The sequence below is a fragment of the Arthrobacter sp. CAN_A1 genome, assembly GCF_015751665.1.
Taxonomy (GTDB): domain Bacteria; phylum Actinomycetota; class Actinomycetes; order Actinomycetales; family Micrococcaceae; genus Arthrobacter_D.
The window spans coordinates 42537-69420 of sequence record NZ_JADOUR010000016.1 but is presented as its reverse complement, the minus strand read 5'-3'; the positions used below and the strand labels follow the sequence as shown (position 1 = coordinate 69420).

Below are 26884 nucleotides of genomic sequence, written 5' to 3'. Positions count from 1 at the left end.
ATAAAAGTGCGTCAACAACACTATTTTCCCAGCTCAGAAGCACCTTTCGTCGCTTAAACACACCTTGCAGGCCCCACCATCACGAAAACCCCGGGTTAGATCGTCCTCGCCTTCGTCGACGGCAAACGCGGCATCTGCACTGGTGAAACCTCCAACGCGGAGTTCGACACTGCGAATGATGATGCGAGGAGTCCCATCTCCATCGCAGGCGATCCAATGGGATCCGATGCGGGGGACCTGATCACCGCGAGCGATGAAATCACGAACAAGCTCTGCCGTCGCCCGCTTCCGTCCGCTGAGGACAAGACCAAGAAGTTCATCCGCCAGTCGCCGGGTGTCACCGAAGTGTTCGATCGTGTACTCGGGTGACGCTGCTACCGCCTCGGGATGAGCGGCGCAATAGTCCTGCCACATCCGTATACCTGCGTGCTTGTCGATGGGGGCAACAGATTGAGATTCCACCACCCCATGGTGCCAGAAGTCGCACCGCAGGCTGACCAGGGAGGGCCGGCGGGGGAGGGCGTTCTGGAGATCTGACGGGTGACAATCAGGAACGCGCGGCGGCCAGCACCCCAAGGGTTGCCACCCCGGCCATGGCCAACGCCATGGCCGGATACCCTCCGAGGAGCCCAGCAAGGAGAGGCCCTGCTGCTGGGGCGAGCGCACCCACCGCCGTCACCGGAGCCACGAAGACGCCCTGCACGGCGCCGAAGTTGGCGGTTCCCCACCGGTCCGCAACGGCTGTCGCCTGTAGCAGGGTGACGCACCCGCGGACCGCGCCGGCCAATACGGTCACACCGATGAGGGCGAACGCGGGGCCGGGCAGCAGACCTAGAAGCCACAAGCAGGTCGCGCCCGCGGCGAGCAACAACACGGTGCGGCGCACCGGGTTGGCCCGGCCGGGCAGCACAGCGAAGAACAGCCGTCCTACCACTTGGCCCACCCCGATCAGACTGAACGCGAGTACTGCGGTCCGGTAATCAAAGCCCCGCTCCAGCAGGAGCGGGATCAGATTGAACGTGACCGCGAAGAGCGCCAAGGTTGCCGCAGCGACTGCCACCTGCAGCATGATGAACCGTCGGCTGCGCGTTGTCGCCCGGACATCCCGGGTAACGGATTGCCGCGATTGTGACGGCGACGGAACCGTCCAGTGGGCGTTGAGGAAGAAACAGTGCAGAGGGATCGTGACGACAGCCAACGCGCAGGCAAGGACCAGATAGGCGGACCGCCACCCGACAGTCTCGATCAACAATGCCGTCAAGGGTGCGTAGATAGGGGAGGCGAACCCGGCCACCAGAGTCAACGTGGTCAGCGCCCGCACCCGGGCGGGCCCATACCAGCGGGTCAGCACAACGAACGCCGGCTGATAAAACACAGCGGCCTGAGCCAGACCTGCTATCAGCCACGCAGCGACAAAGACGGGGAGGTTCGGTGCGGTCGCCACCAGCAGGAGGGCGGCGACCCCGATCAGGCTGCCGGTCACCATCAGCCGGCGCGGCCCACGCTGGTCCAGTAACTTGCCCACCCAGATTCCGAACACGGCCGAGACGATCAGCCCGGCGGAGAAGGCAGCGGTGATTGCCGCAGCACTCCACCCGGTGTCCTCGGTGATGGGCACCACGGCCACCGGCAGCGAGTAGTACAACAACCCCCAGCTCGTGGCCTGCGAAATGCACATCGCTGCCAGACCGCCACGGGGACGGCGTTCCACTACATCGGTCATCAGATCACCGGCTGCCCTGGCCGGTCACTGGATCAACCAGGTCCTCCCAGAGCGAAGAGTTACTTCCATCTGCGGCTTCCCGCAGGAGCAGCCTTCCCGTGGATTCAAGGTGGCGGCGCATCGCGGAGCCAGCGGCAGCCGGGTCGCCGTCGTCGATGGCGTCAAGGATGGGCCGGTGCTCGCGATACACGTCGTCCAGGGACCGGGACTTCTTGATCGTTGACGCACCGACCAGGCGGGTGGCGTCGCGCAGGTTCTCGATAATTCGCGCTACGTGGGCGTTGCCGGCAAGGTCCAGCAGGAGCCCGTGCAACCGCTGATCGTGGAGCATGAACGCTGTCTCGTCACCGGCGAGGACTGCCGCCTCCATCGCCGAGTGCTCGCCGTGCAGAGCGGATCGATCGGAGTCTGTGGCGCGGACCGCTGCCCGCTCGGCTGCGGGTACCTCCAGTGCCAGCCGGACGGCAATGATCTCGGTCAGTTCCCTCGCCCCGGGCAGCACCACCCTGAACCCGCGGTTGCGCTCAAAGGCGACCATCCCGGTTTCCGCCAGCCGGAGCAGGGCGTCCCGGACCGGGCTGCGGGAGACGCCCAGCTCATCGGCCAGCTGGTAGACGGAATACAGTTCACCGGGGACGAAGCTGCCGTTCCGGATGCCCTCACGCACGGCCTCAATGGTCCGGTCCGTGAGGGACTGCGACCGTGCGGCGGGGGCGCGGGCGTCGTCGGGGGCGGGTGACATGACTCCAAGGGTAGTCTGTGACGGACTGGACACGGTGAGTAACATGTTACTCATGGCGACGACGCTCACAGCACCCACTTCCCTGGTCTCCGAACTCCACGCCAGGGGTGTTGCCGATGCGCGGGTCGACGCAACCTCCCGGGCCGCGTACTCCAGCGACGCGTCCCTCTACCGGGTGCATCCTACGGCCGTGGTTTTCCCACGGCACCTGGACGAGGTGCTCGCCACCCTCGAGGTCTGCCGCGAACGCGGGATCCCCTTCACCTCGAGGGGCGCCGGCACCTCACTGGCCGGCAACTCCATCGGCACCGGCGTGGTGATCGACTTCAGTCGCCACCTCAACAAAGTTTTTGAGTTCGACGCCGAGAGCCGCACCGCCGTCGTCGAACCTGGCGCCGTGCACGCGACCCTGCAGAAGGTTGCCTTGGCGAGCGGGCTGCGGTTCGGCCCCGACCCGTCCACCCACACCCGCTGCACCGTCGGCGGGATGATCGGGAACAACGCCTGCGGATCGCGGGCGCTCGCGTACGGTCGTACCGCCGACAACGTGACGCACCTTGACGTCGTCACCGGGTCCGGCGCCCGGCTCTACCTCGGCGCCGACGGTACGCCGTCCTCCCCGGAAACCGACGCGCTACGCTCGCTCGTGGGCTCCGAGCTGGGCACCATCAGGACCGAACTGGGCCGATTCGGGCGGCAGGTGTCGGGCTACTCCCTCGAACATCTCCTTCCGGAACGCGGGTTTGACCTGCGGCGGGCGCTGGTGGGCAGCGAAGGGACGCTCGCCGTCGTGCTCGAGGCCGGAGTGCGACTGGTCGCCGACGCCCCGCACAAGACCATGGTGGTGCTCGGGTTCGAGACCATTGGTGACGCCGGCGACGCCGTCACCAGCGTCCTGCCGTTCAAGCCCACCGCCTGCGAGGGCCTGGACTCGCGGATTGTCGAGGTGGTCCGCACCCGGAAGGGCCCCCAAGCGGTGCCCGAACTGCCCGGCGGTGCGGCCTGGCTGTTCGTCGAGATTTCCGGGGATGACGCCGTTGACGTCGCCGACCGGGCCGGCCGGCTTAGCGCCATCGCCGAGGTCAGGCATGCGCGGATCATCACCGACTCGCGGGAGGCGTTGGCGCTGTGGCGGATCCGCGAGGACGGCGGCGGACTGGCCGGCCGCTCACCGGTGGGGGCGCCAGCGCACGCCGGATGGGAGGACGCAGCGGTGCCACCGGAACGGCTGGGCGACTACCTTCGCGAGTTCGACGACCTGCTCCTGTCCCACAACCTCACCGGGTTCCCGTTTGGTCACTTCGGGGACGGCTGCGTGCACATCCGGCTCGATTTCCCACTGGCACACCACGGCACCACGGTGTTCCGCGAGTTCCTCACCGACGCGGCGAAGCTGGTGGCCCGCTACGGTGGGTCCCTCTCCGGGGAGCACGGTGATGGCCGCGCCCGCAGTGAACTCCTGCCCTACATGTACTCTCCCGCGGCCATCTCGCTCTTCGGGAAGGTCAAGGGCATCCTCGACCCGGACAACATCCTCAACCCCGGCATCCTCGTCAATCCTGAGCCGCTGGACGCGAACGTCCGGGTGGCGGAAGCCGGGCCCTTGCGGTCCAAACTGGGCTTCGGTTACCTGCACGACGACGGCGACTTCAGCCAGGCGGTCCATCGCTGCACCGGGGTGGGGCTGTGCCGGGCGTCGCACGCGGACAACAGTTCGGTGATGTGCCCCTCGTATCTGGCGACGCGGGAGGAAAAGGATTCCACCCGCGGCCGGGCCCGGGTGTTGCAGGAAATGATCAACGGGTCGGTCACCGGTGGCACGGTGGCCGGGAAACTCAACTGGAGAGCACCAGAGGTCCACGACGCTCTGGACCTCTGCCTCTCCTGCAAGGGCTGCGCCTCCGATTGCCCCACCGGCATCGACATGGCCGCCTACAAGGCCGAGGTGCTGCACCAAAGCCACAAGGGCAGGATCCGGCCGGCTGCACACTACTCACTGGGCTGGCTGCCCCGGTGGGCGAACCTGGCGTCCTTCGCCCCGAGACTCGTGAATGCCCTGGTGCGGCTACCCGGTGCACGCCAGCTGGGGTTGCGGCTGGCAGGCGTCGACCAGCGGCGGGCCATCCCAGCGTTCGCACCGCAGACCTTTCACGCCTGGTTCAACGCCCGCCGCGTCGCTCCCTCCGGAGACAGATCACCGGTGCTCCTCTGGGCGGATTCGTTTACCAACAACTTCTCCCCCGAGGTGGGTCAGGCAGCGGTGCGGATCCTGGAGGCCGCGGGCTACGAGGTCAGGATCCCGGACGCGCCGGTGTGCTGCGGCCTTACCTGGATTTCCACCGGCCAGCTCGATTCGGCCCGGAAAATCCTGCGCTCCAGCGTGACGGTGCTGGGGGAGTCGGTGGGCCAGGGCATCCCCATCGTGGGCCTGGAACCCTCCTGCACCGGCGTGCTCAGGTCCGACGCCGTCGAACTGCTCGGGCAGGAGGCCGCCGGCCGGGTGGCCGAAGCCACCCACACCCTCGCCGAGTTCCTCGCACAGACGCCGGATTACACGCCACCGTCGCTGGCGGGAACCACCGTCGTCGCGCAACCGCACTGCCACCACCACGCGGTGATGGGCTGGAGCCCCGATGCGGCGCTTCTGGAGGGCGCCGGTGCAACGCTGCAGAAACTCGGCGGATGCTGCGGCCTCGCCGGGAACTTCGGTGTAGAGCGCGGGCACTATGAGATCTCCGTGGCCGTGGCTGAACAGCAGCTACTCCCTGCCGTTCGGGCGGCAGGCGACGACGCCGTCGTGCTCGCCGACGGCTATTCCTGCAGGACCCAGTTGGAGGACCTGAGCGACCGCCGCGGCATCCACCTGGCGCAACTCCTGGATCCCGCTCCGCCCACGGACTCAGCAGATTAGTGCTCCGGGTGGAGCCGCCGCCCACTGATCTTTCGAGGGCTGATGCCGAAGAACACGTTGCGTTGGCCGGGTGCCCAAGGTTCGTCAGCGCGGCTGCCCCAGAGGGTCTTCAACAGGTCCGGGGCATCGATGCGTTCAAGGATGCCGTTGATGAGAATAGTCCATCCGCTGCGCGCGACGGTGTCGATGTGGTCGAGCTGGAACGCGGCCCGCTCCAGCTGGCTGGTGGCAATAACCCCGTCTGCGGAGGTACGAAAATATACGGCCCGGTCGTGGACAATGCAGTTCAGCGGGAAGATAGTGACCAGTCCGTCGTGCAGGAATCCAATCCGCCCGCTGGTCTGGCCCGCGATCAGCGCCCAGCACTCGTCGGTGTTCAGCGATTGAGATGCGCGCAACAGGCCGGGTGTGTCCCAGAATTCATCGGAGACGGTGGGAGCGGTCATGTGAATGCCTGCCTCTTCGTTGAGTGGTTGCCTAGCGGGAGTGTGCACACCGTAGCTGCGAACGCTCGGCGCCAGTAGGGCCTTTAGTCCGGACTAGCGCTGCCCAGTGTGCGCCCTTCCCAAACCGGGTCTTCATCGCGTTGGTCATCGGGCAACTCGAGATACGTGGCTGCGGGCATGTTCAATCGCCGGCTCCAGAGTGGTGAAGAGGTGTTTGTGGTGACGCAATGATTTCAGCACTCCAACTTTGGTGATCAGGCGCAAATGGCGATCCTGGACACCCTTAATCAGGACGGTGATCCCGCGACGCTCAAGAGCGGTCACCAGATCGGTGATTACTCGGGCACCTGTCGCGTCGAGCGCCTGCAGGCGGGACATGCGGATGATCACTACATCGACGTCGCTGATGTCGCTGATATGTTCCAGCAGACGTTCAGCAGCTGCGAAGAACAGGGCTCCCTCCAGGCGGTAGATGGCTATCCTGGTGTCCCCGTTCTGGCGTGGGCCCGGGATCGCTTCGCGGTGTACTCCGCTGGACTGCACCAGGGAGCGCAGGGCGAAGAAGGCTGCCACAAGAACCCCGATTCCCACCGCCTGGATCAGGTCGAGGGAGACAGTGACAATCGCGGTGACCAGTAGAACAGCGGTGTCTCCGCGGGTTGAGCCGATAACACTCCGCAGGGTCGGCAGGGAGACCATCCGCACAGCAGTGACCATCAGGACCCCAGCCAGAGCGGCAAGTGGAATGCGGGAGACCGGGCCGGTGGCCAGGTAAACCACAAGGAGCAGAACGATCGCGTGGGTGATCGAAGCAAACCGGGTGCGTGCGCCCGACCGGATGTTCACTGCCGTGCGGGCGATAGCGCCGGTAGCTGGCATGCCCCCGAACAGCCCTGAGGCGACGGACGCCAAGCCCTGGCCGAAAAGTTCGCGGTCGGCGTCGTACGGGCCCGTAGTCGAGATCGAGGCTGCGACCCGCACAGAAAGTAGCGACTCGATCGCTGCCAGGGCGGCGATCGTCGCTGCGGGCCCAGCCAGTACGACGATCAATCCCCAATCCCAGCCGGGCAGCGTTGGTGCTGGCAGGGAATCGGGGAGGATGCCGATTCTCCCGATCGGTAGGGCAAGGGCCTCGGCCACGACGCTAGCGGCCACAATCGCGACGAGTGATCCAGGGATCCGGTGGTGGATATGCGGGGCCAGGGTCATGATGAGGACAACCAGGAGAACGAGCCCTACCGCTGCCAGATGGCCCGAAAGGGGAACGGTCGACAGGGCCTGTACAGCCGATATTGCGGCGTTGGTGCTCGGTCCCGCGTCAACACCAAAAGCAGCTGGCACCTGTTGCAGAAAGATGATGACGGCAATCCCGAGGGTGAATCCTTCGATCACAGGCCAGGGCAGGAGGGATACCACCCGGCCCAGTTTCAGCGCGCCCGCGGCGATGACCATCAGCCCGGCCAGGACTCCCACCACAGCCAAAGCCTCAACGCCGTGGGCGGCGATCACTGGACCCAGCACAACGACCATTGCACCGGTCGGCCCGGAAACCTGAATATGGGAACCACCAAAAACTGCGGCAACCAGGCCAGCCACGACGGCAGTAATCAAGCCACTCGCGGCGCCCGCTCCTGAACTAACACCGAACGCCAGTGCCAGTGGCAAGGCGACTATGCCTACAATGAGCCCTGCAATGAGGTCGCCTTTCCAGGTGCGCGGCAGCTCAGCGTAATCGTGTACCTGGGGGAGCAGGGACCGGAGTGACCGAAGGATGTTCACTCGCCGCTGCCGGGAGCTGCCGGCGTGCCTGCGGATGGTCCGTACCCAAGGGTGTCTTTGGTAGTCCGCAGGACTTCTTCGAGGAGCCCGCGGGCAACGGCTAGCAGTTCTGCCACCAGCGGACTTGCCAGCGTATAGAACTGTTGAAGGCCGCGCCGGTCCGATGTGACCAGCTGGTAGCGACGCAGCACGGACAGGTGCTGCGATAGGTGCGAAGCTTCCAGCCCCGTCGCGGTCAGCAGGTCCGACACCGACACTTCGGGTGCCGCGGAGAGTAGTTCCAGGACCCTGATCCGGACGGGGTGGGCGAGACCCTTGAAAAGATTTGCCTTGACCTCGTAGAGGGGTGCGCGGAAATCGGCGAACGTGTTCTTCACGGGACTGTCGTCCATCGCATGTCCTGACTGATTGACTGTTTGATAATATTATCATGTAAGCCTGCAGGAATGGAGATGGCCGATCTACTGGAGGCGGCCGATGACAAAGATGGCACCGCTATTTAGCGGCGGATGCCCTTGATGAAGTAGAGCAACGGGCCGAAGAAGTTGATCGCGATGACAGCGGACCACACCAGCTTGGGGCCGTTCACCTGGTCCGGAGGCCTCTTCGCCAGATCCGCCCATGCGGTGGCGGCGAGTGAGAGTTGGATGGAACCCATCACCAGGGTCAGAGTCTTCTGCCGGTCCGTGAGGTCCCTCCATTTCCGGGATTTCCTCCCGGTGGATTTCGTTGTCATCTGCCCACCGTAGCCCGCCGCGCGTGGGTGGATAAGGGTCTTTTGGCACTGGATCGCCGGGCGCTTTACCCGCAGGCTGAAGGTCATGAGCCAGCAGCCGGTCCTGAATCCTGCCCAACTGTCGAACATCAACGCCTGGTGGCGTGCAGCGAACTACCTATCCGTGGGACAGATTTACCTGATGGATAACCCGCTCCTGAAGGAGCCACTGCGGCCGGAACATATCAAGCCGCGGCTGCTGGGCCACTGGGGGACAACGCCTGGACTGAACTTCATCTACGCGCACCTGAACCGGGCCATCATGGCACGCAACCTGGACATGATCTACATCATGGGCCCGGGCCATGGAGGGCCGGCTGCCGTCGCCGCGGCCTGGCTGGAGGGTACCTATAGCGAAACCTACCCGGACATCTCCTGGGACGGCGCCGGTATGCAGCGCCTGTTTCACCAGTTCTCCTTCCCCGGCGGCATCCCCAGCCACGTCGCCCCGGAAACCCCCGGCTCCATCCATGAGGGAGGCGAGCTGGGGTACGCCCTCTCCCACGCCTACGGCGCGGCGTTCGACAACCCGGAGCTCACCGTCGCAGCCATCATCGGCGACGGCGAAGCGGAGACCGGGCCACTCGCGGCCAGCTGGCACTCCAACAAGTTCGTCGATCCCCGCCGCGATGGGGCAGTCCTCCCGATCCTGCACCTCAACGGCTACAAGATTGCCAACCCCACCATCCTGGCCCGGATCAGCCCTGAGGAACTGGACGCGCTGCTCCGCGGATACGGCCACACCCCGCATTACGTGGAAGGTTCGGACCCGGACCACATGCACCAGGACTTCGCCCGCGTTTTGGATACCTGTCTCGACGAGATCCGGGACATCCAGAGCCGGGCGCGCACCGAGGGCGAAACCGGTCGTCCCCTCTGGCCCATGATCGTGCTGCGCTCGCCGAAGGGCTGGACCGGACCGGCCGACGTCGACGGCGTCAAGGTGGAAGGCACCTGGCGCGCCCATCAGGTGCCGTTCAGTGGTGCACGAGAAAACCCTGAGCACCGTGAGGTTCTCGAGACGTGGTTGCGCAGCTACCGGCCAGAAGAGCTGTTCGACGACGACGGCGTCCCCGTTCCTGCCATCCGTGACCTCCATCCTGACGGGACGCGGAGGATGAGCGCCAACCCGCACGCGAACGGTGGGCTGCTGCTCCGCGACCTGCGGATGCCCGATTTTCGGGACTATGCGGTTCCGATTGCCTCGCCCGGCACCGGGTCCGGCGAGTCCACCAGGGTGCTGGGCACTTTCCTTCGGGATGTCATGTCGGGGAACATGGAAACCTTCAGGCTGTTTGCCCCCGACGAGAACAACTCCAACCGGTTGGACAACGTGCTGGAGGCCACCGCGAGGACCTGGAATGCCGGGATGGTTCCCGGCGACGATCACTTAGCCCGCGACGGTAGGGTCATGGAGATCCTGTCCGAACACACCTGCCAGGGCTGGCTGGAAGGCTATCTGCTCTCCGGCAGGCACGGGTTCTTCTCCTGCTACGAAGCATTCATCCACGTGGTTGACTCGATGTTCAATCAGCATGCCAAGTGGCTGACCACCACCAACGGCATCCCGTGGCGCCGCCCTGTCGCCTCACTGAACTATCTACTGACCTCCCACGTATGGCGACAGGATCACAACGGCTTTTCCCATCAGGACCCGGGGTTCATCGACCACGCGGTCAACAAGAAGGCCGACGTCATCCGGGTCTACCTGCCACCCGACGCCAACACGCTCTTGTCAGTGGCCGATCATTGTCTGCGCAGCCGGCAATACGTGAACATCATCGTCGCCGGGAAGCAGCCACAGCTGCAGTATCTGGACATGGAATCAGCGATCCGGCACTGCATCAAGGGTGTCGGCATTTGGGAGTGGGCCAGTAACGACGCGGGTGAGGAGCCCGACGTCGTGATGGGTTGCGCCGGGGACGTGCCAACCATGGAGACCCTAGCCGCCGTCGAGATCCTGCACACCCACTTCCCGGACCTGCGGATCCGGGTAGTGAACGTGGTGGACCTGATGAGGCTGCAGGATCAGAGCAGCCATCCCATGGGTTATCTGGCCTCGAGTTTGATGCGGTGTTCACCCAGGACAAACCGGTGATTTTCGCCTATCACGGCTACCCTTGGCTCATCCACCGGCTGACCTACCGCCACACGAATCACCACAACTTCCACGTGCGCGGCTACAAGGAGGAAGGCACCACCACCACGCCTTTCGATATGTGCGTGATGAATCAGATCGACCGGTTCAACCTGGCGATCGACGTGATTGACCGGGTGCCGCGGCTCCGCGACATCTCATCCCATGTCCGGGAGGAGCTGAAGGACAAGTTGATTGCCCACCACCAGTACATCAGGACCGCCGGGGAGGACCTGCCCGAGGTCAGGAACTGGCGGTGGACGGCGCGAAGCTAAGCGCTCGGCCTTCGTCCCGGGGCCGCCGGGAAATCAGGATGTTTCCCGTGGCGTGGTGAAGAATTGTCTGAGCAGTGGAGCCGACGGCACCCAGGAATTTTCCCTGCCCGGTTTCGCCCACCACAAGGATTCGGGCGGATCCGGAGGCGTCGAGGATGGTGCCAGCCACCGAATGACCCGTCACCAGGGCCGTCTCGATGACCAGGTCCGGAGCTGCTGCCCGTGCCCGAACCACGCCTTCGGAGACGATCTCCATGGCCCTCACCTCTGATCCCGGGTACGAATGGTTGCGACCGAACAGGCGCACATCGTCTCTGACATGCATGATCTTGAGCGGTGCATCCCACAGCATTGCGAGGGAGATCGCATCGTCGAGCGCCGTCTCACTCTTGGCGGACCCATCGACGCCAATCAGTACTGGACCGTCAGGTGCCTCCTTGGTGCGCACCACCACCACGGGGCAGTGGGCGGTTGTCGCGAGTTTCAGGCTGACCGAGCCGACCAGTAAGCCCAGAAAGCCACCTAGTCCGCGGCTACCCACAACCACCAGGTGCGCATCCTGTGACATGCGAGCGAGAACCTCCGACGCGACGCCGGCAATGAGGCTGGTCTTGACCTCTTGTCCGGGAGCGAGCTGCCGCGCCCGGTTCTCTCCGTCGGCGAGAACTGCCTCCGCGGCATGCTTCAACCCGCTGTCCGCGACGCCGTCTACCGGACCCAGATCGTGGGTGATCAGTGGCCAGATCCACCCGTGCACCAAGTGCAGTGGGCGTTGTTCCAGCACGGCCTGCCCCGCCGCCCACTCCAACGCCACGCGCGACTGATCCGAACCGTCATATCCAACGACAATGCTGCGCTTCACTCGTGACTGCTTTCATGAGGGTTCAGTGGTTCAGCGCCGTGAGCGATGAGTACGGGGCAGGATGCATGTTCAGCAACGGTCGAGCTGACCGATCCCAACAGCAGGCCAGCAAACCCGCCGTGTCCCCGACTGCCGACCACCAGTAGCTGCGCGGTCTTGCTTTCCTCAAGGAGCACTCGGGCAGGCGATCCCTGGCGGGTAATGGTCGTGACGCCGCGGGGCGGATTGTCGTGGAAAGCCTTAGTGAGAGACTCGGATAGGACTGTTTCGGCCACTTCCTCAGGGTTCCACCCGGACGGAGGGAACTCGTAGTAGGAAAACGGAATCTGCCACGCCGCGACGGCCCGGATGTCGCCGCCGACGACGGGGCGGAGCCGGTCGGCCCACTGCAAGGCAAGGATTGACGACGGCGACCCGTCCACACCGACGACAATATACTTTTCAGCCATTGACCCAGCATGGGGCCGCTGGCCGCGCTGCTATAGGGGCTTTGGTCCCGCATGCCGAAGCTCAGGCATTGGCGAGCCACAGATCGGAGCCGAAGACCTCATAGTGGATGCGGTGCGCGGGTACTCCTGATTGCAATGCCTGGGACCTGATGGACCGCATGAAGGGCAAGGGGCCGCAGAGGTAGACGGAGGCGTCTGCCGGGATGGCCACGGCGTCCAGCGACATCAGTCCGCTATGAGAATTTCCGGCGGGTTGTTCCAGCCACAATTCCAGTTCGGCCGCTTCGAGGCTTGCTGCATCGCTGCTCATCTGATCCCGGAGCGCCCACCGGTCCAGGCTAGTCTCGGCGTGAAGGACCAGGACCTCGCGGCGCGAGTCTTGCTGGGCCAGGGACCGCAGGATCGAGGCGAGGGGGGTGCAACCGATGCCGGCGGAGGCAAGAATCAGGGGGTGCTCGCCGTCGCCCAGGACAATGTCGCCGCAGGGATTGGACAGCATCAGTTGGTCGCCCACCTGGACGCTGTGGTGGAGGACGGGCGTCACTTCGCCATCGGCATCCAGCCGGGTGGTGAACACCCTGACGTTTGGGTCGGCGCCCAGCGAGTACTGGCGCACCTGGTGAATCCCGTCCGGCATCATCACCTTGACACCGATGTACTGGCCGGGGAGGGAAGCTGTGACGGGGGTGTCGTCAGCGGGTATCAGGGTAAAGGTGACGGCGTCACTTCCTGCCGCTTCCTTGCTGTGGACAATCCACGGAGTCCATGGCTTGTCGCTGGCGGCACCACCGTACAGACCGTTTTCCATTTTGATCAGGGTGTGGGCCATCAGCCAGTAGACCTCGGTCCAGGCGGTGGCGATTTCCTCGGTGATGACCTCGCTGAGTTCCTCGGCGATGGCGTCGAAGAGATGCTTGTAGACGACGTCGTATTGCTCCGGCACGATCCCCAGCGAGACGTGCTTGTGGGCGATACGGGCAAGGAGGATTTCCGGTGCACTGTCGGGGTTCTGCACCAGATGCGATGCAAAGCCGGCAATGCTTCCGGCGAGTGCCTGCTGCTGGGTCCCGTTTTTCTGGTTTGAGCGGCTGAACAGTCCGTCAAACAGTTCCGGGTGGGCGGCAAAGAGGCGAGCGTAGAAGTTCGTCGCAATACCGGGCATCTTCTCGCCTACCAGTGGCAGCGTGGCTTCGATGATGGGGTGTGACTGGTGCGAAAGCATTCCGGCTCCTTGCATAGTGGACTACTGCTTTAAAAAGTAGCATGCAATATGCAAGTTTATTTCCAGATCCTACTTTTGGCAGATACTAAGCCGTCGGATGCGCCCGTATCGACAGATCCTGCAGGTCAACGAAGGCGGATCCGATCCGGCCCGGACCGGCCAGATCGGCGATGACTACGCCGTCGAGCTCCGCGTAGAAGGCTTCCCGTGCCCGTGCGAGCGCCACCCGCAGCCCGCAGCCGGCTAGGAGTGGACAATCGCCCTTGGGCGTCCTGCAGTCGGCAACATCGGTGCGGGTGTCCAGGCTGCGCAGCACTTCGCCGACGCTGACCCGCTTGCCCTCCTCACTGATCCGTAGCCCGCCGGATCGTCCGCGCACCACGTCAACCAGCCCCTGATCCCGTAGCCGTATCACGGCCTTGCTCACGTGGTTGTAGGGAATGTCGATTTCGGCGGCAATGGCCCGCGAGGTCTGGAGCCCATCATGCGGCGCTGACGCAAGGATCATCAGCACCCGCAGGCAGACGTCGGAGAAGGCGTTGATCCTCATGCCTCAACACTAGATGTGTTCCCGGCTGCGATCCTGATGGACCGCAAGACGGGTCCAAAGACCCTTACTTTGGCGATGCCCCAGCCTCACACTGAAGTGGCTGCCGCAATTCTGCGCGCCACTGTGGAAGGCCCTGCATGACGCCCGCACCTCCCGCCCGCACCGGGACTCCGCTGTTCAGCCATCCCGGCTGTGTCGAGTGATATCGCGACCGGCGGGTGGGATCTCAGAACTGGAAAAGGGAACTGTCCCCGTGACGCATCAGTCGGTGGGCGCGGGCCTCTCTGGCGCCGAAGTCGCCATCCGGGTGACCGCTGGCCTGACGAACAACGTCCCCGATCGATCGAGCCGAAGCCTCTGGGATATCTTCAGGGCCAATGTTCTGACCCTCTTCAATGCCATTGTGGCCGGCAGTTTCCTGTTGCTCCTCTTCCTCGGACAGTGGCGGGATGCGCTTTTCGGTTTTGCTGCAGTAGGCAACGCTCTGATCGGCGTCGTACAGGAGTTCAGGGCCAAAAAATCCCTTGACCGCCTCGCCGTTCTGAACGCCCCGCGTGCGAGGGTCCTCAGGGACAGCGCGGTTCAGGACATCGACGTGAAAGACGTCGTCAAAGACGACATTCTGGTCCTTCGGGCCGGAGATCAGGTGTCCGCTGATGCGGTGATTCTGGAGGCAGAAGGTCTTGAGATCGATGAGTCTCTGCTGACCGGAGAATCAGACCCGGTCGACAAGGGGATCGGCAACGAGGTGTTGTCCGGTTCCAGCGTGGTGAGCGGGCAGGCATGGGCGGTAGTTCACCGAGTCGGTGCCGACGCCTTCTCCAACCGTCTGACTGCCGAGGCCAAACGCTTCTCTCTGGTCCACTCGGAAATCCGGCGGGGGCTGAATCAGGTCCTTCGATGGATCACCGTCGCTCTGCTGCCCGTCATGGCCATTGTGGTCAACGGCCAGATGCAAAGCCAGGGGGGATGGGAACATGCAATCGCCACCGGCGCCTGGAGGACGGGAGCGGTTGGTGCCGTCGCCAGCATTATCGCCATGATTCCGTTGGGGCTGGTGCTCATGACCAGTGTCGCCTTTGCCGTCGGTGCCGTGCGCCTGACCCAGCAGAAGGTGCTCATCCAGGAATTGGCGGCTGTCGAGGGGTTGGCCCGGGTGGATGTCCTATGCCTCGATAAGACAGGGACTTTGACAGCGGGGAAAATCGTTTTCGATGAGGTTCACCCCCTTGGGCACGTTTCCCAAGGGGGATGGAAACAGGCCCTCGGTTGGTTCGGGGCGGACCCAAACGCCAATGCCACCGCCCGCTGTCTGGCGGAAACCTTCGACGATGACGGTTCGCTCAGCATCGCTTCTTCGGTCCCGTTCTCCTCCGCGCGGAAATGGAGCGCGGTCAGCTTCCCCAAGGGCACTTCATCAGCCGGGTCCTGGCTCTTGGGGGCCCCGGAGATGGTGCTCCATCCGAAAGCCCCGGGTGCCCAGGTGGCGTTGGACACCGCCGCAGGTCTAGCCGACTCAGGTCTTCGCACCCTGGTTTTGGCTTATTCGCCCAGTCCACCTACGGTCCAGGACGACGACGATGCGGTGCTTCCAACGGGCCTTGTCCCTGTGGTCCTGTTGACCTTCCGTGAACAAGTCAGGTCAGACGCCGCCCGGACACTCGCCTACTTCACGGAGCAGGGCGTCTCGCTGAGGATCATCTCCGGCGACGATCCCCGGACCGTCGCAGCGGTCGCCCGGGAAGTCGGTGTGTCCCCCGACTTAGGCTTCGATGCCCGGGAGCTGCCCGAGGACCCCGAAGAGCTGGCCGAAGTGATGCAGCACCACACGGTCTTCGGCCGGGTAACACCGGCCCAGAAGAAGGGCATGGTCATCGCCCTGCAACGGCGGGGGCACGTGGTGGCGATGACCGGAGACGGCGTCAACGACGCTCTAGCCCTGAAGGAAGCCGACATCGGCATCGCCATGGACTCGGCCGCCGCGGCCACGAAGGCTGTCTCCCGGCTGGTGCTTCTGGACGGCCGGTTCGACCGACTCCCGGGCGTCGTCGCCGAGGGGCGCCGTGTGATAGCCAATATTGAACGCGTATCGATGCTGTTTTTGGCCAAAACGGCCTACGCGGTCATTCTCTCCATCACGTTCGGTGCGCTGCTCTGGGACTTCCCGTTCCTGCCCCGTCAGCTGTCGGCCACGGATGGAATCACCATTGGTATTCCGGCGTTCTTCCTGGCGCTGATGCCCAACACCCGACGCTACCGCAGTGGATTCCTGAAACGCTCCCTCTCTTTCGCCTTACCGGCCGGGCTCATCATCGCGCTCGCCGTCGTTGCCATCAACAGCTACTCGCGGTTGACCGGTATCGGCACCATTGCCCAGGTGCGGACCGCCGCAGCTATCGTCTTGGCCCTGATCGCCCTCTGGATGTTGGTAGTCCTGTCGCGTCCGCTGAACGGCTGGCGCGTGCTGATCATCGGTGCCATGTTCGCGGCCCTGGCACTGGTGCTCACGGTGCCCCTGCTCAGCGAATTCTTCGACTTCACGGTGCCAGGGTGGAACCACCTCGTCGCGTCCGGCATTGTTGCACTCCTCGGCGGGGTCGCTATTGAAGTCCTGTTCCGACACCACCGCCGGCTGCTCGCCGCACCCGACGACACCCCAGAACGGGCCCTAAGACCCTAACGCTTGCGTGCCGGTACGGGCGAGACTGAAGGAAGCAGCTGCAACCTCGCCGCGCTGACTCGGGAGGCACACCATGGAAGCAACTACCACACCCCGCATCGTCGTCGGAGTTGACGGCTCCGAACAATCAATCGCCGCACTACGTTTCGCGCGGAAACTAGCCCCACCATTCGACGCGGTGATCCAGGCGGTCAGCACCTGGGATTACCCGCCTGAATATGCCGGTTATGTGCCGATGGGTAGCGACAATTTTGAGGAGATAACCCACAAACACCTCGATGCCGCGGTGGAGTCCGCTTTCGGGGATGATCCTCCCCAGGGATTGGAGAAGGTCGTGGTTTTCTCCCACCCATCCAAAGGACTGGTCAAGGCGGCTGATGGAGCTGTCATGCTGGTTCTCGGACGTCGCGGGCACGGCACCTTCAGGGGGCTGCTGATGGGATCGGTGAGCGGCGCCTGTGTGGCACACGCGAAATGCCCCGTCCTCGTGGTTGAGGGTTCGACCGGGGAAATGCCCGGGGACCGCGGATGAGGGCGCTGCAGTACCTCACGGTCGGGGCGGCCCCTGAACTCGTCGACATTTCCACCCCCATCCCAGGTCCCGGGGAGGTCCTTCTCCGCGTCACCGCGGCGGGTGTCTGCCACTCGGATCAGTTCATCATGGACCTCCCTGCGGACCAGTACATCTATGGTCTGCCGCTGACTCTCGGGCATGAGGGGGCCGGCACCGTGGAGTCCTGGGGTGCCGGGGTGACTGGACTTCAGGTCGGTGACGCCATGCTGGTGTATGGTCCGTGGGGGTGTGGCCGCTGCTACACCTGCTCCCAGGGCAAGGAGAATTATTGCGAGGTGGCGGCCGAGCGGGGAATCCAGCCCCCGGGGCTCGGCGCTCCAGGCGCCATGGCGGAATTCCTGCTGATCGATGATCCCCGCCACCTCGTCCCGCTGGGAGGCCTGGACCCGGTGGCCAGCGTGTCTCTCACCGACGCCGGGCTAACGCCGTACCACGCCATCAAGCAAAGCCTGCCGAAACTGGTTCCAGGCTCGACGGCGGTCGTGATCGGCGTTGGCGGGCTGGGCCATGTGGGGGTTGAGATTCTTCGGGCCCTGACCGCGGCAACGATTGTTGCCATCGACTCAGCGGAGTCGAAACTTGAACTGGCGCTTGAGGTTGGTGCTGACTACGCGATGCTGCCAGGCGACGATGCTGAAGCACAGATCCGCTCCCTGACGGCTGGGAAGGGAGCGGCGGTGGTGTTCGATTTTGTCGGCGCGCCGGTCACCACCGGTTTCGCTTCTCGGGTGGTCGGAGTGGGGGGCGAGATCGCCATTGTGGGCGTCGGAGTCGGGACGGTCGACGTCGGCTTCTTCTCCACCCCGTGGGATTCCGCCGCCCGCGCACCGTACTGGGGGTCCAGATCAGAGTTGATGGAGGTGGTGGAGTTGGCTCGGGCGGGGAAGATCCACGTCGAAGTGGAAGAATTTCCCCTCAGCAACGCACCCGACGCATATCAAAGGCTCCGTGCCGGTACCCTGCGGGGCCGCGCCGTCATTGTCCCGGACCCCATGCACGCCGCGGGCGATCCCACATGACCGATACCCTCACCTTATTGCTCGCGCCGGATCGGCCTATCATCGTCGCGTTCCGTGATCGGGCCACCGGCCCTGCCCTGCTGCGTTGGGCGGTGCAGCGCAGCCTGATCACTGGACAGCACGTGACCGTGCTGCACGCGATCCCCGACCAGTCACTGGTTCTCCCTGTGGAGGCGGGGGGTACGCCCTATGGAACCCTGATCGCCGCGGCCCGCCTTATCCTCGACGACGAATCCCGTCTGGTGTGCGCCGAGTTCCCCGGCGCCCACGTCACCGCCAACGTGCACAGCGGAGACATTGTGGACGCGCTTGTGAGCCTTTCCGAGGACGCCTCGCTTCTTGTGGTCGGAGCCGATCGGGTGGATGGACACACGGGCGAGTACCTTGGGTCAGTCGGTCAACAGGCCGCCCTTGGAAGCGCTGCCCCCGTGGTGGTCCTTCCTCGCGAACCCCGTAGCGGGAACGCCACGGTGGTGGTGGGTGTGGACGGCTCGTTGGAGTCCGAAGCCGCGCTGCGGGTGGCTGCGGCCGAAGCCAGCCGATCCGGGGGGCAGCTGACAGTGGTCACCTCAGCGAACGCAACTGATGCTCCCGGCGGCCCTGCCGAACATTCGACGTCGTCGGCGCTCGAGGACATCAGGGGCCAGTATCCGCAGGTGACGATCGCGCGCCAGATCGATGACCAACGGACCCCTGTGCAGTCTCTGCTGTTTCACGCAGCGGACGCCGATCTGCTGGTGATCGGCAGGCATGGGCGTGGCGCCCGGCCCGGGATTCTGCTGGGATCGGTGACGCACACCCTCCTGCTCGATCCTCAGTGTCCCACCCTGGTGGTCACTCGTCGCTCGCCGCAGGAATCCTCTGCGCTGACGGTACGGGCGTAACCTCGAAGCTCCGTCCGGTGATGCTGGCCGGGACAATCCGCATGAACCGGTCCTTCCTGCCCGGCTCCCACGGGTGCAGGGGGAGGTGAATCGTCGACATCAGTTCAGCGGTGCGCTGGATGGTTGACGCCGTCCCCTTGATGACTACACTCCAGGCCCGGGAACCGTCGGCCAGCACGCCGTCTGCCTCGTAGGCCACCAGCGCACCCTCGGCCTCCCGTTGCTTCGATCCCTCAGACGTGCGGAAAACCAGCGTGCCGTGATCCACCTGAGCGTTGATCGGGAAGATCTCTGGCTGCCCGTCGATGCACAGGACCAGACGCCCGTAGGCGGCACCCCGCAGCAACTCCCAGCAGGCGTGGGCGGGTAAAATGGATGTAGGTGTAGTGTCGGAGTCCATAGCCCGACGATATGGTCGGACGGCCCGTTTTACTAGGGCCAGAAGACCTAATCCGCAGGGTTTAGCGCGTGTAGGCGCCTTCGTATTCAGCACCATCAGGAATTGAAGGTCAGGGTTCAACTCACTGGAGTCGCACAATGAGTCCCGCACCAACCACCCAGGTAACCGATCCCGACGACGGTCCTCCCCCGATCGGCTCGACCGTTCCCGGCGGTGTTGACCACCTCCTTGCCGGGTTTGCGGCCATCGCCGAGAACCAGGGCCTGCAGACCGTCCTGGAACGGGTGGTCGCTGCAGCATGCCGGCTGGTCGACGCCAGGTTCGCCGCACTCGGCGTCATCGGTGCCGACGGCGCCCTCAGCCACTTCATCACGGTGGGGCTGGATCAGGACCAGATCGCCAGGATCGGTGCACTGCCCGTGGGGCATGGAGTGCTTGGCCTGCTCATCAGCCAGCCTAAGCCGCTTCGCCTTGAAGACCTGCGCGAGCATCCGGCGGCGTCCGGGTTTCCCCCGGGACACCCGCAGATGACATCGTTTCTCGGTGTACCGATCCGGGTGCGGGACACGGTCTTCGGGAACCTGTATCTCACGGAGAAGACCGGCGGCGGCGATTTCAGTCAGTCCGACGAAGACCTGACGGTGGTCCTCGCGGCGGCCGCCGGCGTCGCCATCGAAAATATGCGGCTCTACGAAGCGGAGACCCGGCGGTCCCGGTGGCTGGAGTGTGGCCAGGACGCCGTCCGTGCACTGTTGAACACGTCACCGGAGCGCAGCCTCAGCGACGTCGAACTTGTCGCGGAGCACGCGAAAGCCGCCTCCGGATCGGCTCTGGTGCTCGTCCTCACCCGGTTGGAGCCCGACGAATCGCTCTACTGCGAAGTGGCGCTCGGACTGGATGGCGATGACCTCCACGGTCGGCTGGTGGGCAACGGCTCAGCGCTGCGCACCATGATGCTGCCCTTCGGCGATACGGCAGTCCTGAACGGGGACGAACTGCGCAACGTGCTGCCTACCCACGAGGCCAATGTCTTCGAAGCTGCCCTCTGCACGAGAATCACTGACCGTGGGGCGCACGCCCGGTTTCTGGTGATCGCCCGGACCAGGGATGATCCGCCGTTCTCACCGGTGGACCAGCGCATGGCAGCAGCCTTCGCCTCCCAGATTTCGACGGCTCTGGAACTGACCCAGATGCAGATTCAGCGCGAGCAGGACGCTGTTTTTGGTGACCGCGACAGGATCGCCAGGGATCTGCACGATCTGGTCATCCAGCGCATGTTCGCGGCCGGGCTGAGCATCCAAAGCCTGCGCAAGCACGTGGTGGGGGATGAACCCCTCGCCCGGATCGCCTCGGTGACTACCGAGCTTGATGCGACGATCGGGGAACTGCGCGACACGATTTATTCGCTTCAATCGGCGACTCACAGCGAAGCGGCGCTCAGCTCGCGGATCCTCGCGTTGGTCCGTCAAGTCCTCGACGGCTCGGACCTTGAACCGGTCATCCACTTTTCGGGGCCGCTTGACACTGCTGTCCGGGAGGCAACCGCCAGCCAGGTGGAAGCCATCCTCCGCGAGGCGCTTTCCAACGCGCTGCAGCACGCTCTTGCCACCACCGTCATGGTGTCCCTGTCCGTAGGCAAACAGTGCGTCAATTTGAGGATCGTCGATAACGGGCAGGGATTTGAGCAGAACGGGCGGCGCAGCGGTCTGCGGAACATGCAGCAGCGGGCACAGGAACTCGGGGGAGAAATCACCATCGAGTCGTCCCCCGGCAAGGGGACCGCAATTGACGTGTCGCTGCCCCTCGCCTGAGCCCTGGGATGCCCGCTGGGGGTATCGAATCCTCCCCGCTGGCCCATCCTGGGCCCGCAAACCCTCGCCACGGTGAGCAATCTGGACTCAGGGTCACTCTGGTCAATCCGGGTGGAAATGCCGGCCACCGAGGTCGGAATGGGCCACGAATAACAGAGCGTGTGCCGCCCCGTATGACATGGACGGCGCTGACGGCGACGAGCAACGACGGCGCTGCGGCGTTAGCGGTTCGGGTTCGCCGGACGGGAAATGTAGACGGCCGCCTGGGTGCGGCGCTGGAATCCCAGTTTCGCCAGCACCGACGACACATAATTCTTGATCGTTTTCTCGGCCAGGAACAACTCCGCGCCGATCTCTCTGTTGGTCATCCCGGCCCCGATCAGGGCGAGGACCTTCTTCTCCTGCACCGTCAGCCCGGACAGCCGGGGATCCTCCGGCTGGACGGCGGTCAAGCCGGCAATGACTTTAGCTTTGACCCGTTCGTCGAAGAGCGCTTCGCCCCTTGACGCGCGGCGCACCTTCTCCAGCAGGTCCGAGCCGACAATCTCCTTGAGAATGTAGCCTGCCGCACCGGCCAGGATTGCGCCCCGGATGGCGTCGTCGTCGTCATAGCTGGTGAGAATGACGCACTGCAGGGACGGATCCACCGACCGCACGTCGCGGCACACTTCGATGCCGTTCCCGTCGGGAAGCCGGGCATCCAGGATGGTGACATCGGGGGCAAGCGCGGGAATGCGGCGGACTGCCTCAACCGCCGAGCCAGTCTCGCCGATTACCGCGAAGCCTTCGCCCTCCAGGAGATCGCGGAGTCCGCGCCGGACCAGTTCGTGGTCATCAAGCAAAAAGACAGTCACCGGGTGATGCGTCGTTGCCGTATCTGAAGTCATCATCGTCTTTCATCATTCGCTAGTTGTTCAATCATCGGCTGCGACACACCGCATCGGCAGTGCCATAAGACCCGGTCGCCGATGGAGGGCTCGGAATTACTAGCCGCCCGGGTGGCTTGCCGTAGATAGGACAATCCACCATTTTCACGACCGTGGCCCCGGGTCAGCCGTGTCTGCAACGCGAGGAGAACGCTCAATGAGTCACAACGAATTAACACCCCAGCTGGAAAATCCGGGCAGTGGCACCGCCCTGGTGGTCGGCGCCACCGGCATCGCGGGGTCAGCCCTGGTGGAGAAGCTCGCCGGCGAGGGATGGCAGGTGCTTGCCATGTCGCGCAGCGCAGGAACACCCAAAGCCAACGTCCGCTACGTTCCCGCCGACCTGTCCTCGCCCCAGTCGCTGAGAGAGGCGCTCGCCGCCGAGTCGCCCACCCACATGTTCTTCACCGCCTGGGCACGCCAGGATACCGAGGAAGGGAACATTACGGTGAACGCCGCCATGCTGCGGAACCTCCTTCAGGCGCTCGCCGGCAAGCCGGTGGCCCACGTCGCGCTGATGACCGGGCTGAAGCACTACCTCGGGCCGTTCGAAGCCTACGGCGAGGGTGACATGCCGGACACCCCGTTCCATGAAGAGGAACCCCGGCTGCCGGTCAACAACTTCTACTACGCGCAGGAAGACGAACTGTGGGCGGCCGCCGCAACACAGGGGTTCACGTGGTCGGTGCACCGCGCGCACACGGTGATCGGCCATGCCGTGGGCAATGCGATGAACATGGGCCTGACCCTCGCCGCCTACGCTGCACTGTGCAAGGAATCCGGCCAGCTATTCACCTTCCCCAGTTCCGAAACCCAATGGAACTCCCTCACCGACATGACCGACGCCGGTCTCCTCGCCGACCACATGGTGTGGGCTGCAACCTCGCCCGGCGGCGCGGACGAGGCCTTTAACGTGGTCAACGGCGACGTGTTCCGGTGGCGTTGGATGTGGCAGCAGCTCGCCGCATATTTCGGGGTAGAGGCCGAAGGATTCACTGACGAGCCACGCCCGCTCGAGGTCCAGATGGCTGGCGCCGGGCCGCAGTGGGAGCAGCTTGTTGCCGCGAAGAACCTCGCCGAACCACGCCTGGATCGGGTAGCGTCCTGGTGGCACACGGACGGTGATCTGGGCCGCAACCTTGAGGTGGTCGCGGATATGAGCAAGAGCCGCGTGGCCGGGTTCACCGGGTACCGCCGCACCCTCGACGCCTTCACCGACCTGTTCGAACGCTACCGGGCCGAGAAGCTCATTCCCTGAGGATCGCCTGGGGGCAGCTGCGCTCGGGCTGTGGTTAGCCGAGCCTCGGAAGGACAGGGATGCTGCCCTGAGGCGGCTGCGGCGATAGAAGAAGAAACCGCGCACCTCAGCTACCTGTGTGGTGGACTGCTGCGTTGATTCCGCTCCACCGTCCGGCCGCACGCGCCGTCAGGTGGGGCTACTATTCGTGCCTACTGCTGGCGGTGATCAACATGGCCCGTGCCCTCGGGTTCCGGGCCTGGGCACGCGCACTTGAACGACGTCGACCGCGTAGCACCAATTCGTCTCAGACGAAGACTCCCGTGTATGTCGCACCCCGGATCGGACGTCAAAGGGGAGGACTCGCCGCGGACCCTTCGACGAAAAACCTCGCCCCCTGAGTCAGCGCCCGGCAGTTTCCTTGAGCTGTGAGCAACGCCGCCACCCGATGGCCGGGGCCACGTAGGCAGCCACGTTCTGGAGCAGCTGTGCGTTGTAGTCCACGCCCAACTGGTTGGGGATGGTCAGCATCAGGGTGTCCGCCGACTGAACCGCAGCGTCATTTGCCAATTGTTCAGCAATGACATGCGGTTCGCCGATGTAGCTCTTCCCGAAGCGCGACAAGGCGCCGTCGAGCACTCCCACCTGATCGCGGGTGTCCCGCAGCGCACTCAACGCGAAGTACTGGCGGTCCTCATTGCTGACCAAGGGGATGACGCTGCGACTGACCGAGACCCGTGGCTCAAACCCGTGATCCTGCTGCGCCCAGGTGTCGCGGAACATCTGGATTTGCTCGGCCTGCAACTCATCGAACGGCACGCCGGTGTCCTCGGTCAGCAAAGTGGAACTCATCAGGTTCATGCCCTGTTCCGCGGCCCAGACGGCGGTCTTCCGTGTGCCGGCACCCCACCAGATCCTGCGGCCGAGACCCGGCGAGTGCGGCTGGATGGGCAGCAGCCCGGTGCCCATCCGGGGATCGGCCTCGGCGATACCGGCACCAGTGATCCCGTAACGGAAGACCTCGGTGTGGCGACGTGCCATGTCAGCTGCGTCCTCGCCGTCGGCCGGGACGTAGCCGAAGGTCGCCGCGCCATTGAGCGCCGGCTCGGGTGATCCACGGCTAATGCCCAGCTGGAGCCGGCCACCGCTGATCAGGTCGGCCGCCGCTGCCTCCTCCGCCATGTACAACGGATTTTCGTAGCGCATGTCGATGACCCCGGTGCCAATCTCGATGCGGCTGGTCCGCGCGGCGACGGCGGCCAGGAGCGGGAAGGGCGAGGCGTGCTGCCGGGCGAAATGGTGGACCCTGAACGATGCCCCATTGATGCCAATCTCCTCGGCGGCCACCGCAAGGTCAATCGCCTGCAGCAACGCCTCACCACCGGTGCGGGTGCGCGACCCCTGCGCGGAGGACCAGTTGCCGAAAGACAGAAAACCTATTCGCTTCATATCCGGGTCAACCGGCTCAGAACCCGCCGCATTCCCTACCCGGCGCGGACCCTCAGCCAGAGATATCCGCGCGGGGTGAGGGTGACTCCGCCATCGAGCCGCAGCGCGGTTTCGGTCAGGATCTCGACGACGTCGGGCGCGAACCCGCTCAGCGTGGTCGGGGACACTGACTGTGGCTCGTCGCTGAAGTTGGCCAGCACCAGAATCGTTGAATGCTTGCCGGGCCGCTGGTACCCCAGCACGCTGCGGTTGCCGGTCGAGAAGTCGATCAGCCGGGTTCCTGCCAACTCGGGGCTGGCCGCCCGGACCGCGATCATCCGGCGCAGTCCCGCGTAGACGGTGCCCTCCGGGGTGGAGCGATCGTGGCGGCGGGCGTACCGAGCCGCCGGATACCGCGGGCGGTGCACCCACCGGCTGTCAGCGGCATGTCCGTCTTCCAGCGCGTACTGGTAGTCGTTGAGCTGGCCCACCTCGTCGCCGAGATAGAGCAGCGGGATCCCGCCGGTGCTGAAGGTGATCGAGTGGGCCAGCAGGATCCGGTCGACGGCGGCAGCCTCGCCGCCCTGCAGACCGCACAACGACGCCGTCGTCCCCGAGATCCTGCAGTCGCCGGTCCGCGGGTTGTCCTGGAAGGGAACCCCGCAGGCGAAGCTGCCGGGGAAACGGTTGACGTAGAAGGAGTTTAGGAACCGGCGGTGGTCGAACCCGTTGATGCCCAGCTCGGCGGCGTCCTCATCGGCGAAGGTCCACCCGATGTCGTCGTGGCTGCGCACATAGTTCACCCAGGTGGTGCCGTCCGGGACGGTGTGCCGGCGCTCCAGCGCCTGGGCGAGCAGCGAGGCGTTCCGCGTGGCGAGGGATTCCCAGATCAACGCCATCTGCAGCGGGTTGTAGGACAGCTGGCACTCGGCCGGGTTAATATAGCGCGCCACCTCATCGGGGTGGACGATGGCCTCCGATTTGAACAGGAGCGACGGTGCAGCCAGTCTGCAGACCGCGTTGAACGCCTGCAGCAGGATGTGCGCCTCGGGGAGGTTCTCGCTCGTGGTGCCGAGCTGTTTCCAGATGAAGGCGACGGCGTCCATCCGCAGGATGTCGATGCCCTGATTGGCGAGGAACAGCATCTCACCGGCCATCGCCCTGAACACGGCAGGGTTGGAGTAGTTCAGATCCCACTGAAAGCTGTGAAAGGTAGCCCACACCCATCGTCCGTCCGGGGTGGGGACAAAGGATCCGGGGTGATCATCAGGGAAGATTTCCCGCACGTGCTGTTCAAAGGCATCCGGCATGGTGCGGTCGGGGAAAATCCAGTAGTAGTCGCTGTAGGCGGGATCGCCGGCTGCCGCTTTGCGTGCCCACTCGTGTTCGTTGGAGGTGTGGTTGAAGATGAAATCCACGACGAGGGAAATCCCGTTGGCCCGCAGGTCAGCGGCAAGGGTCCGGAGCTGTTCCATGGAGCCGAGCGCCGGGTTCACTTCCCGGTAGCTGGAGACGGCGTATCCGCCGTCGGAATGTGGTTCGGGGGCGAGGAACAGCGGCATCAGGTGCAGGTAGGTGAGGCCTAGTTCCTTGAAATAGGGGATCTGTGCACGGACGCCGTCGAGGTTCTCGGCGTAACGGTCCACGTAACAGACCCCGCCCAGCATGGAATTGGAGAGGAACCAGCCGCTGTCCTGCTCCTTTGCATCGTCGACGGCCTTCAGATCTGCGGGGCGTTCCTGCCAGGAGCGGACCGCTTCGAGGACCAGGGCGGTGAGGTGGTCCAGCCAGTCGCTTTGCGGCCCGTACAGGGAATGGAAGAGCCGGCACAGATCGGGGAAGTGCTGGTCGAACCGGCGGCGGAAAGCGGCGTCGTCGTCGTCCACCCCGCCCGGCTGGGCAGCAAGGGCAGCGAGTACCTGCTGCCGGGCCTGCTGGCCGACCTGCTCGTCCATGGCGTGGCGTCCCTCCGCTGATTGGTGCTGTCTGCCCTATCCTTTCATCCCGCGGAACGGTAGCCGGCGTGCGGGCTCAATAATGGTGTTCAGGAAGGG

21 protein-coding genes and 2 pseudogenes are annotated in these 26884 nt (G+C 64.6%); 8 read left to right on the top strand and 15 right to left on the bottom strand.

The features are described from left to right. Nucleotides 1-93: 93 nt before the first annotated feature. From IWX62_RS14985 to IWX62_RS14975, 3 genes and pseudogenes are all read right to left on the bottom strand, one after another. A pseudogene (locus tag IWX62_RS14985) lies at nt 94-414 on the bottom strand (ASCH domain-containing protein); the annotation flags it as partial. A gap of 133 nt (nt 415-547) precedes the next feature. After that, complete coding sequence (locus IWX62_RS14980; RefSeq protein WP_333483456.1) at nt 548-1723, bottom strand: MFS transporter; 1176 nt, start codon at nt 1721-1723, stop codon at nt 548-550. Nucleotides 1724-1727: 4 nt separating this feature from the next. Continuing rightward, complete coding sequence (locus tag IWX62_RS14975; RefSeq protein ID WP_196842213.1) at nt 1728-2465, bottom strand: GntR family transcriptional regulator; 738 nt, start codon at nt 2463-2465, stop codon at nt 1728-1730. Between the two features lie 52 nt (nt 2466-2517). On the opposite strand from IWX62_RS14975, the gene IWX62_RS14970 reads away from it, so the two are divergent. Beyond that, nucleotides 2518-5376 carry an FAD-binding and (Fe-S)-binding domain-containing protein gene (locus tag IWX62_RS14970; protein ID WP_196842212.1) on the top strand — a complete coding sequence of 953 codons (2859 nt, stop codon included), beginning with the start codon at nt 2518-2520 and terminating at the stop codon, nt 5374-5376. On the opposite strand, the gene IWX62_RS14965 is transcribed toward IWX62_RS14970, so the two are convergent. The 4 genes from IWX62_RS14965 to IWX62_RS14950 form a co-directional block, all read right to left on the bottom strand. Next, a complete protein-coding gene (locus IWX62_RS14965; RefSeq protein ID WP_196842211.1) occupies nt 5373-5822 on the bottom strand; it encodes a pyridoxamine 5'-phosphate oxidase family protein in 450 nt (149 codons plus the stop codon). The two genes, IWX62_RS14970 and IWX62_RS14965, sit on opposite strands and share 4 nt — an antisense overlap. A 144-nt stretch (nt 5823-5966) precedes the next feature. Further along, nucleotides 5967-7601 carry a SulP family inorganic anion transporter gene (locus IWX62_RS14960; RefSeq protein WP_196842210.1) on the bottom strand — a complete coding sequence of 545 codons (1635 nt, stop codon included), beginning with the start codon at nt 7599-7601 and terminating at the stop codon, nt 5967-5969. Then, on the bottom strand, nt 7598-7993 hold the full coding sequence (locus IWX62_RS14955) for an ArsR/SmtB family transcription factor (RefSeq protein ID WP_196842209.1): 396 nt from the start codon (nt 7991-7993) through the stop codon (nt 7598-7600). Before IWX62_RS14955 ends, IWX62_RS14960 begins: the two co-directional genes overlap by 4 nt. Before the next feature lie 107 nt (nt 7994-8100). Then, nucleotides 8101-8337, bottom strand: a complete 237-nt coding sequence (locus tag IWX62_RS14950) for a PLDc N-terminal domain-containing protein (protein ID WP_196842208.1) — start codon at nt 8335-8337, stop codon at nt 8101-8103. 85 nt (nt 8338-8422) lie between these two features. On the opposite strand from IWX62_RS14950, the pseudogene IWX62_RS14945 reads away from it, so the two are divergent. Beyond that, a pseudogene (locus IWX62_RS14945) lies at nt 8423-10788 on the top strand (phosphoketolase family protein). Here the strand turns inward: IWX62_RS14945 and IWX62_RS14940 are convergent. From IWX62_RS14940 to IWX62_RS14925, 4 genes are all read right to left on the bottom strand, one after another. Continuing rightward, nucleotides 10757-11650 carry a universal stress protein gene (locus tag IWX62_RS14940; protein ID WP_196842207.1) on the bottom strand — a complete coding sequence of 298 codons (894 nt, stop codon included), beginning with the start codon at nt 11648-11650 and terminating at the stop codon, nt 10757-10759. The pseudogene IWX62_RS14945 and the gene IWX62_RS14940 overlap by 32 nt on opposite strands. After that, on the bottom strand, nt 11647-12099 hold the full coding sequence (locus IWX62_RS14935; RefSeq protein WP_196842206.1) for a universal stress protein: 453 nt from the start codon (nt 12097-12099) through the stop codon (nt 11647-11649). The genes IWX62_RS14940 and IWX62_RS14935 overlap by 4 nt, the downstream gene beginning before the upstream one ends. A gap of 61 nt (nt 12100-12160) precedes the next feature. Then, complete coding sequence (locus IWX62_RS14930; RefSeq protein ID WP_196842205.1) at nt 12161-13321, bottom strand: globin domain-containing protein; 1161 nt, start codon at nt 13319-13321, stop codon at nt 12161-12163. An 85-nt stretch (nt 13322-13406) separates the two neighbouring features. Beyond that, nucleotides 13407-13871, bottom strand: coding sequence for an RrF2 family transcriptional regulator (locus tag IWX62_RS14925; RefSeq protein WP_196842204.1), 465 nt, complete (start codon nt 13869-13871; stop codon nt 13407-13409). Between the two features lie 253 nt (nt 13872-14124). Here IWX62_RS14925 and IWX62_RS14920 point away from each other — a divergent pair, with 253 nt between their 5' ends. The 4 genes from IWX62_RS14920 to IWX62_RS14905 all read left to right on the top strand — a co-directional run bounded on the left by IWX62_RS14920 (nt 14125) and on the right by IWX62_RS14905 (nt 19028). Further along, nucleotides 14125-16551, top strand: coding sequence for an HAD-IC family P-type ATPase (locus tag IWX62_RS14920; RefSeq protein WP_333483455.1), 2427 nt, complete (start codon nt 14125-14127; stop codon nt 16549-16551). A gap of 73 nt (nt 16552-16624) precedes the next feature. Continuing rightward, the gene (locus IWX62_RS14915; RefSeq protein ID WP_196842203.1) at nt 16625-17083 is read left to right on the top strand and encodes a universal stress protein; all 459 of its coding nucleotides are present in this window, start codon (nt 16625-16627) and stop codon (nt 17081-17083) included. Continuing rightward, entirely contained in the window at nt 17080-18144 is a 1065-nt protein-coding gene (locus tag IWX62_RS14910) for an NAD(P)-dependent alcohol dehydrogenase (protein WP_196842202.1), read from the top strand. The genes IWX62_RS14915 and IWX62_RS14910 overlap by 4 nt, the downstream gene beginning before the upstream one ends. Continuing rightward, the gene (locus IWX62_RS14905) at nt 18141-19028 is read left to right on the top strand and encodes a universal stress protein (protein ID WP_196842201.1); all 888 of its coding nucleotides are present in this window, start codon (nt 18141-18143) and stop codon (nt 19026-19028) included. The genes IWX62_RS14910 and IWX62_RS14905 overlap by 4 nt, the downstream gene beginning before the upstream one ends. On the opposite strand, the gene IWX62_RS14900 is transcribed toward IWX62_RS14905, so the two are convergent. Next, nucleotides 18979-19428 carry a pyridoxamine 5'-phosphate oxidase family protein gene (locus IWX62_RS14900; RefSeq protein WP_196842200.1) on the bottom strand — a complete coding sequence of 150 codons (450 nt, stop codon included), beginning with the start codon at nt 19426-19428 and terminating at the stop codon, nt 18979-18981. The two genes, IWX62_RS14905 and IWX62_RS14900, sit on opposite strands and share 50 nt — an antisense overlap. Nucleotides 19429-19565: 137 nt before the next feature. Between IWX62_RS14900 and IWX62_RS14895 the strand changes: the two genes are divergently transcribed. Further along, entirely contained in the window at nt 19566-21239 is a 1674-nt protein-coding gene (locus IWX62_RS14895; RefSeq protein WP_196842199.1) for a GAF domain-containing sensor histidine kinase, read from the top strand. A 221-nt stretch (nt 21240-21460) separates the two neighbouring features. On the opposite strand, the gene IWX62_RS14890 is transcribed toward IWX62_RS14895, so the two are convergent. Continuing rightward, nucleotides 21461-22126 (bottom strand): response regulator, encoded by a 666-nt coding sequence (locus IWX62_RS14890; protein WP_196842217.1) that lies wholly within the window; start codon nt 22124-22126, stop codon nt 21461-21463. A 196-nt stretch (nt 22127-22322) separates the two neighbouring features. On the opposite strand from IWX62_RS14890, the gene IWX62_RS14885 reads away from it, so the two are divergent. Then, nucleotides 22323-23423: an SDR family oxidoreductase gene (locus IWX62_RS14885; protein WP_196842198.1), complete on the top strand. Its 1101-nt coding sequence runs from the start codon at nt 22323-22325 to the stop codon at nt 23421-23423. A 381-nt stretch (nt 23424-23804) separates the two neighbouring features. Here IWX62_RS14885 and IWX62_RS14880 read toward each other — a convergent pair whose 3' ends face one another. Further along, complete coding sequence (locus tag IWX62_RS14880; protein WP_196842197.1) at nt 23805-24851, bottom strand: LLM class flavin-dependent oxidoreductase; 1047 nt, start codon at nt 24849-24851, stop codon at nt 23805-23807. 35 nt (nt 24852-24886) lie between these two features. After that, nucleotides 24887-26785 (bottom strand): alpha-amylase family glycosyl hydrolase, encoded by a 1899-nt coding sequence (locus IWX62_RS14875; RefSeq protein ID WP_196842196.1) that lies wholly within the window; start codon nt 26783-26785, stop codon nt 24887-24889. Nucleotides 26786-26884: the final 99 nt, after the last annotated feature.

Excerpts from the sequence above, each read along its gene's own strand:
- IWX62_RS14980 (WP_333483456.1), bottom strand. The coding sequence starts at position 1,723 with ATGACCGATGTAGTGGAACGCCGTCCCCGTGGCGGTCTGGCAGCGATG.
- IWX62_RS14975 (WP_196842213.1), bottom strand. The coding sequence starts at position 2,465 with ATGTCACCCGCCCCCGACGACGCCCGCGCCCCCGCCGCACGGTCGCAG.
- IWX62_RS14970 (WP_196842212.1), top strand. The coding sequence starts at position 2,518 with ATGGCGACGACGCTCACAGCACCCACTTCCCTGGTCTCCGAACTCCAC.
- IWX62_RS14965 (WP_196842211.1), bottom strand. The coding sequence starts at position 5,822 with ATGACCGCTCCCACCGTCTCCGATGAATTCTGGGACACACCCGGCCTG.
- IWX62_RS14955 (WP_196842209.1), bottom strand. The coding sequence starts at position 7,993 with ATGGACGACAGTCCCGTGAAGAACACGTTCGCCGATTTCCGCGCACCC.
- IWX62_RS14950 (WP_196842208.1), bottom strand. The coding sequence starts at position 8,337 with ATGACAACGAAATCCACCGGGAGGAAATCCCGGAAATGGAGGGACCTC.
- IWX62_RS14935 (WP_196842206.1), bottom strand. The coding sequence starts at position 12,099 with ATGGCTGAAAAGTATATTGTCGTCGGTGTGGACGGGTCGCCGTCGTCA.
- IWX62_RS14930 (WP_196842205.1), bottom strand. The coding sequence starts at position 13,321 with ATGCTTTCGCACCAGTCACACCCCATCATCGAAGCCACGCTGCCACTG.
- IWX62_RS14925 (WP_196842204.1), bottom strand. The coding sequence starts at position 13,871 with ATGAGGATCAACGCCTTCTCCGACGTCTGCCTGCGGGTGCTGATGATC.
- IWX62_RS14915 (WP_196842203.1), top strand. The coding sequence starts at position 16,625 with ATGGAAGCAACTACCACACCCCGCATCGTCGTCGGAGTTGACGGCTCC.
- IWX62_RS14910 (WP_196842202.1), top strand. The coding sequence starts at position 17,080 with ATGAGGGCGCTGCAGTACCTCACGGTCGGGGCGGCCCCTGAACTCGTC.
- IWX62_RS14905 (WP_196842201.1), top strand. The coding sequence starts at position 18,141 with ATGACCGATACCCTCACCTTATTGCTCGCGCCGGATCGGCCTATCATC.
- IWX62_RS14900 (WP_196842200.1), bottom strand. The coding sequence starts at position 19,428 with ATGGACTCCGACACTACACCTACATCCATTTTACCCGCCCACGCCTGC.
- IWX62_RS14895 (WP_196842199.1), top strand. The coding sequence starts at position 19,566 with ATGAGTCCCGCACCAACCACCCAGGTAACCGATCCCGACGACGGTCCT.
- IWX62_RS14890 (WP_196842217.1), bottom strand. The coding sequence starts at position 22,126 with ATGACTTCAGATACGGCAACGACGCATCACCCGGTGACTGTCTTTTTG.
- IWX62_RS14885 (WP_196842198.1), top strand. The coding sequence starts at position 22,323 with ATGAGTCACAACGAATTAACACCCCAGCTGGAAAATCCGGGCAGTGGC.
- IWX62_RS14880 (WP_196842197.1), bottom strand. The coding sequence starts at position 24,851 with ATGAAGCGAATAGGTTTTCTGTCTTTCGGCAACTGGTCCTCCGCGCAG.
- IWX62_RS14875 (WP_196842196.1), bottom strand. The coding sequence starts at position 26,785 with ATGGACGAGCAGGTCGGCCAGCAGGCCCGGCAGCAGGTACTCGCTGCC.